Genomic DNA, 5,979 nt, shown 5'->3' with positions numbered 1-5,979 from the left:
GACGCGTTCGCGCAGCTCATGGGCACCCTCGGGGTCGGCCTCGGCCATCGCAGGGTCCGGCGGGCGGACCTCCTTGAGCGCGACCTCCCGGTGCAGCGCGTTGTCCCGCGCGCGCCAGACCAGGCCCATGCCCCCGCCGCCGAGGCCTGCGAGCAGTTCGAAGCGGCCGTCGATGAGCCGCGCCTGCGACCCCCCAGTGTTCATGGCGCACATCGTAGAGGTCCCCACCGACCCTCTCCCCGCGCCACCGGGGGGACGGCGACGGCCGGGCCGTTCCGGCAACGCGATGATGCTGTTGGCAGACCGCTCACGGAGCCCTGGACGTCCTCGTAGGCTCCCGCTGGACCGCCCCGAGGCCCGACTCCCCTGTGCTGCCGGACCGGCCTCTGCGACGACCTGCATGTCCCCGACCGCCACTCCGCCGGAGCCCCGGTCGAGCTGCCGCCCGTCGGCTGGCCCGGCCGCCGGTCCCGGCCGGGCCCGCTGCTAGCATCCGCGGAGCTCGAACAGTGGATCAAGGCGGACAGGGGCGGGGCAGGATGCAGCACAGCGGAGCCGGTGAGCAGGCGCAGGTGCCGGCACGGCGCCGGAGGATCGTCGTCGGCATCGCCGCCGGGGCGTGCCTGCTGGGGCTGGCGGGCGCCGGTGGACTGATCCTCACGCACGGACACGACAGCGCGCCGAGCGGTGCCCCGGCCGACCTCTCGTCGACTACGCCACCGGCCCCGGCGCCGTCCGTTCCGTCGAGCCCCTCGCCGTCGGAGTCCGTTCCGCCGCAGGAGCCGTCGCCCACCGCGTCCGCCGTCGAGGACGCGTCGCCGACCGGGGCTCCCTCGAGCCCGGCGCCGCCCGCACCCACCCCTCCCACGGCCGGGCGGGCGACTGCCGCGCAGGGCCGAGCCTCCGCCGCGCCCACCAACTCGCCCGCCGCGGCCAAGCCTTCGCCTCGTGCGTCGGCGACGGCCAGCCCGGATCTGCCGAACGGCTGGACCATTCCGCCCAGGCCCGAGCCGACGCTGCCGCCGCGGCCGGCCAGCTGCCCGCCCGGGTACCTCCCGCCGACCTGGGACGGATCCTGCCACCCCCTCGGTCCGGTGATCACGCTGCCCCCGGGCACCGTCCCGCCGCAGCCGAACGTGCTTCCCAGCACCGTGCCCCGCTGACACCGGCCGCCGTCACCGTCACCGACCGCTACGACTGCTCGCCGCAGCGGACGCGGAGCGGGCCGGCGACCGGGGAGAGTGCGCGGGCGCCCGGCGGACGCGGCGCAGTGACGGGCGAGCGCCTCCGCCGAGGGGGTCGGTGCTGCCGGACCCGCACTGCTGGACGACGGCGAGGGCGGCAGTCCATCCGTGTCTCGACGGGCAGGGGCGCGAGGTCGCCCACTTCGTACGGTTCGAGACCGAGTGAGGGCCCGTCTTGGACGACGTGCCGCATCGCACACGTGCTCCGGCCGCTACGGGGCTTCGGGCCCACCCGTCCGGTGCCCGGCGGGCCCGATGCCCAGCCTGGCGCCGGCCTTGGTCAGCGAGCGCAGGGCCACGAGGAGGAACGCGATGTCGTCCAACAGGACCGGGTCGGGCAGAAGGTCCACGGGACTGACCAGGTAGACGATGGACGCCCAGAACAGCACCTTGTTCGACATCGGGATGCCGGAGGCCACCAGCAGCTTCCTGGCCCGGACCAGCTTGACCACCAGGACGGCCGCAACCGTCAGGCTGGCCGCGACGACTCCCGCGGCCACCCACCAGAACACGCTGCCGTCCACCTGACCACCTCCCGCTCGAACCGGTGCTTCCCCGGGAGCCTGCCCCGTTCTCGGGAGACCGTGCACACCTCCGGACAGACTCAAGCTTCGCACCCGTGGCCAGGGAACCGCGGGTCCGTGCCCGGCCCCACGGCGGCCGCGCGCTCGGGCCGCGGACCGTCGCCGAACAGGCAGCCGATCGTCTCCGCGTCGACCTGGTGGCGGACGGCCCCCCGAGGCCGGTGTCAGTAGACCAGGATGTCCCAGTGGTTGCCCTCGTTGCAGTACAGGTTGCCCGAGGCGGCCTTCCACTGCGGGTAGCCGTCGCCCCGGTAGCCGATGTAGGTGAAGCTGTTCTGGATGTAGCCGTCGATGCAGGAGTTGCGGGCGATGTCGACCTTGTAGCCGTTGTAGTGGCTGTAGGTCCCCGAGGCGTGGCCCACCTCGGTGCCGCCCGTGATGTTGATGGCACAGCCACTGGCCCGCTTGAGGGTGATGATCGTGCTCACCGTGCCCGAGTTGATCTGCTCGAACGACGTGCAGGTGGAGTTGGACCTGGTGGTACAGCCACCGCTGGAACTCCACGTGATTCCGGCGCCCGAGAACCGGGCGGCGGCCGTCGACTGCGACAGCTTGGTCCCACTGGCGCCGGCCGTGGGCGCCGAGACGGCGGGCCCGAGTTGATCTGCTCGAACGACGTGCAGGTGGAGTTGGACCTGGTGGTACAGCCACCGCTGGAACTCCACGTGATTCCGGCGCCCGAGAACCGGGCGGCGGCCGTCGACTGCGACAGCTTGGTCCCACTGGCGCCGGCCGTGGGCGCCGAGACGGCGAGCCCGGCCATGGCCAGGGCGACGACGGTGACTGCGGTGCGGGGCTTCATCTGCTCTCCCGGTGAGGGTGGTGGACCTCGGACTGGGGCATCCCCGCCCGTACCGACCGGACGCGTCCGGCCCCGACCTGCCGGGTGGCCGGTCGAGCGCCGGGGCGGCGGGGCCGGCCGGACAGGGGGTCGTGCGAAGTACCGTGCGGCAGTGCTTGATACGACGGTGCGGTGGTACGACGGTGCCGCAGTACAGCGATATGGCGGTGCGGTGGTGGTACGGCGGTGCCCGGACGCACGGGAACGGCGACCGGGGACAGACGATCCGCCCGGCCCTGATCGCGTTCGCAGGGTTCCCGGGGCCACCGGTGAGAGGTCCCGCCGACCGGGTCGGTGACGGGGTGACAGACGGGTCCGGGGCCGGGTGGGTCCTGCCGAAGCGGGCAAGTGTACTGGGGTGGGTTCGGGGGCTTACGAGGGAAAGCGGTGCGGTACCAGGATGGCCCGACGATGTCTATGCGAGTAGACCCCGGCCTGTGAATTTCGGACGGCGGCGTTCCCGTCGCCGGTCACGCCGTCCCTCCGTCCCACGAGCGCGTCCCAGGAAGGTTACGTCTTCCCAGCTCACAGCGGGTAAAGGCGTCCCCGCGTCCCAGATCGCGCGCCCGCCGTTGCAGCTGGGACGAAGCGGCGAACAAGCTGTCGGCGAACACCGAGAGGGAGTAACTGTGAGGACTGTTCAGGCGGCCCGGGCCGCGATACGCACCGGCGACCGTTTCAACCGCGGCGCGGTGGCGCTGACGATGGGCGGGCTACTGCTGATGACCGCGGCCTGCGGCGACGACCAGGGCAAGGACGGTGAAGCCACCGGGACGGCGGCCACGGCCACGGCCACAACTCCGGCCACGGCTCCGGCCACGGCCGCACCGAGGACGTCGGCCGCGGTGCTGGACGTCACGCCGAAGGACGGCGCCCAGGGCGTCGCGCCGAACGCGCTTCAGGTGTCCGTCTCCCACGGCAGACTCACCACGGTCGACGTGACCGACAAGAACGGCAGGCCCGTCCAGGGCGCGATCACCCCGGACGGCACCGGCTGGAAGCCCGCCGCCGCGCTCACACCCGGCACGGCGTACACGGTGAACGCCCAGGCGGTCGACGCCGACGGCCTCGCGGCCGCAGCCACGACAGCCTTCACCACGCTCGCACCTGACAAGCGCGTGTCCACCAACGACAACATCGGCGACGGCCAGACCTACGGCGTGGGCATGATCGTCAAGGTGGAGTTCAGCACGAGGATCGCGAACAAGGACGCCGTCGCCAAGGGCATCACCTTCGAGACCGACAACGGCACCGAGATCAAGGGGCACTGGTTCGGCGACGACCGGCTGGATTTCCGCCCGGCCGAGTACTGGAAGCCGGGCACGAAGGTCACCATCCACTACCGGCTGAAGAACGTCGAGGTCTCGCCGGGCGTCTACGGCGACGTGGACAAGGACGAGCCGTTCAGCATCGGCCGCTCGCAGGTGTCCACCGCCGACGCCGCCACGCACCAGCTCACGATCGTCCGGGACGGCAAATCCACCACCGTGCCCGCCACGCTCGGCGACGAGAAGCACCCGTCGTGGGGCGGCACCATGGTGATCATGTCCAAGGAGAAGGTCACCCACATGAACTCCCGGACCGTCGGACTCGGCGACGAGTACGACATCCCCGCCGCCCCGCACGCGATGCGGCTGACCGGGAGCGGTACCTACCTCCACGGCAACTACTGGTACAAGGGCGACCCGTTCGGCAAGGCGAACACCAGCCACGGCTGCGTCTCCCTCAAGGACGTGGAGGGCGGAGGCGACAGCACCGTCGCGGGGGCGTTCTTCAACAGCTCACTGATCGGCGACGTGGTCACGGTCGTGCACACGAAGGAGAAAACCGTCTCCCCCGACAACGGACTCGGCGGCTGGAACCTCCCCTGGGCCAACTGGTAGAACCGTCCGCCCGTACTGCCCGTACCGGCCCTGCCGCCCGTACCGCCCGTGACGGTCGGTCGTGGCCGGCGGCGAAGGGCCCCTCGTCGACGAAGCGGCGCAGGAGGCGGGCGAAGTCCCGGGCGTCGGCCTCCGGCCAGGCCGCCAGCGCGTGCTCGATGCCGGTGGCGAGCCGCTGCCTGGTGGCCGCGATGACGGTGCGTCCGTCGTCGGTGAGGGCGAGCAGGGTGGCGCGGCCGTCGGCCGGGTCGGGCCGGCGCTCGACGAGGCCGGCACGTTCGAGGCGGTCGGCGCGGCGCGTGACGGTGGTGCGGTCGAGTCCGACCTCGCGTCCCAGGTCGGCGGCGCTGCACGGGCCGGTCCGCGCCAGGCCGCTGAGGACCGGGGGGCTGGACCTCAGCAACCTCGGCCTCTATGCGGCCCGTGTCTTCTTCGACGTGCTCCAGGCAGATCCGCTCGGAGGGAGGCGTTCCGTCCGGCCGCGCCGACGTACTGCAGCCCGGAGGCCTCTGGTTCGATAGGGGCGCTGTCGCCGCCACCCGCAAGGAGCAAGACCCTGAGTACGTCGTTCGCCGAAGCGCTGTCCGTCGGACTGCTGGTGCTGGTGCTGGTCTGTGCGGTGGTGCGGCCGTGGGGCTGGCCGGAGGCCGTGGTCGCGGTTCCCGCAGCCGGGCTGGTCATCGTCACCGGCGCGATCTCGCCGGCGGACGCATGGGCCGAGGCGGAACGGCTCGGGCCGGTGATCGGGTTCCTCGCCGCCGTCCTGGTGCTGGCTCAGCTGTGCGACGACGAAGGCCTGTTCCGTGCCTGTGGGGCGTGGATGGCCCGGACGTCCTCCGGGAGTCCGCGACGGCTGCTGGTGCAGGTGTTCGTGGTCGCCTCCGTGATCACGGCGGTGCTCAGCCTGGACGCCACCGTGGTGCTGCTCACCCCTGTGGTGTTCGTCACCGCGGCGCGGCTCGGCGCCCGGCCCAAACCGCACGTCTACGCCTGCACCCACTTGTCGAACACCGCCTCGCTGCTGCTGCCGGTCTCCAACCTCACCAACCTGCTGGCCTTCGCAGCCAGCGGGCTGAGCTTCACCCGGTTCGCCGCGCTGATGGCGCTGCCGTGGCTGGCGGCCATCGCCGTCGAGTACGTGGTGCTGCGGCGGTTCTTCGCCGCCGACCTGGACGCAGGTGCCCCAGCTGCGGACGAGGTGACGGCACCGGAGATGCCACTGTTCGCCCTCGTCACCGTCGCCTGCACGCTCGCCGGATTCGTCCTCACCTCGATCGTCGGCGTCGATCCGGCCTGGGCGGCCCTGGCCGGCGCGCTCGCGCTCGCCGCCCGGGCCCTCGCCCGCCGCCGCACCGCCCCGGTCGCGATCGTTCGCTCGGCCGCCGTGCCGTTCCTGGCCTTCGTCCTGGCGCTGGGCGGTGAGGGCC

5 protein-coding genes and 1 pseudogene are annotated in these 5,979 nt (G+C 72.4%); 2 read left to right on the top strand and 4 right to left on the bottom strand.

Going from position 1 to position 5,979, the window contains the following annotated elements; translation table 11 throughout:
* From C2142_RS36985 to C2142_RS36975, 3 genes and pseudogenes are all read right to left on the bottom strand, one after another.
* Positions 1–204, bottom strand: a pseudogene (locus C2142_RS36985) (serine/threonine protein kinase); the annotation flags it as partial.
* Positions 205–1,456: 1,252 nt separating this feature from the next.
* On the bottom strand, positions 1,457–1,768 hold the full coding sequence (locus tag C2142_RS36980) for a DUF1232 domain-containing protein (RefSeq protein ID WP_241003043.1): 312 nt from the start codon (positions 1,766–1,768) through the stop codon (positions 1,457–1,459).
* Between the two features lie 224 nt (positions 1,769–1,992).
* Positions 1,993–2,451 carry a hypothetical protein gene (locus tag C2142_RS36975; protein ID WP_148647254.1) on the bottom strand — a complete coding sequence of 153 codons (459 nt, stop codon included), beginning with the start codon at positions 2,449–2,451 and terminating at the stop codon, positions 1,993–1,995.
* Between the two features lie 847 nt (positions 2,452–3,298).
* Here C2142_RS36975 and C2142_RS36970 point away from each other — a divergent pair.
* Complete coding sequence (locus tag C2142_RS36970) at positions 3,299–4,552, top strand: Ig-like domain-containing protein (RefSeq protein ID WP_241003042.1); 1,254 nt, start codon at positions 3,299–3,301, stop codon at positions 4,550–4,552.
* Here C2142_RS36970 and C2142_RS42100 read toward each other — a convergent pair.
* Entirely contained in the window at positions 4,470–4,955 is a 486-nt protein-coding gene (locus C2142_RS42100; protein WP_148647252.1) for a MarR family winged helix-turn-helix transcriptional regulator, read from the bottom strand. The two genes, C2142_RS36970 and C2142_RS42100, sit on opposite strands and share 83 nt — an antisense overlap.
* A gap of 153 nt (positions 4,956–5,108) precedes the next feature.
* Between C2142_RS42100 and C2142_RS36960 the strand changes: the two genes are divergently transcribed.
* The coding region (locus C2142_RS36960) for an SLC13 family permease (RefSeq protein ID WP_148647251.1) at positions 5,109–5,979 on the top strand (871 nt) is incomplete at its 3' end.

The organism is Streptomyces sp. CB01881 (genome assembly GCF_002953255.1).
GTDB lineage: Bacteria > Actinomycetota > Actinomycetes > Streptomycetales > Streptomycetaceae > Kitasatospora.
Note: the sequence above shows the minus strand (reverse complement) of the source record. Positions and strands in the feature narration are given on the sequence as shown.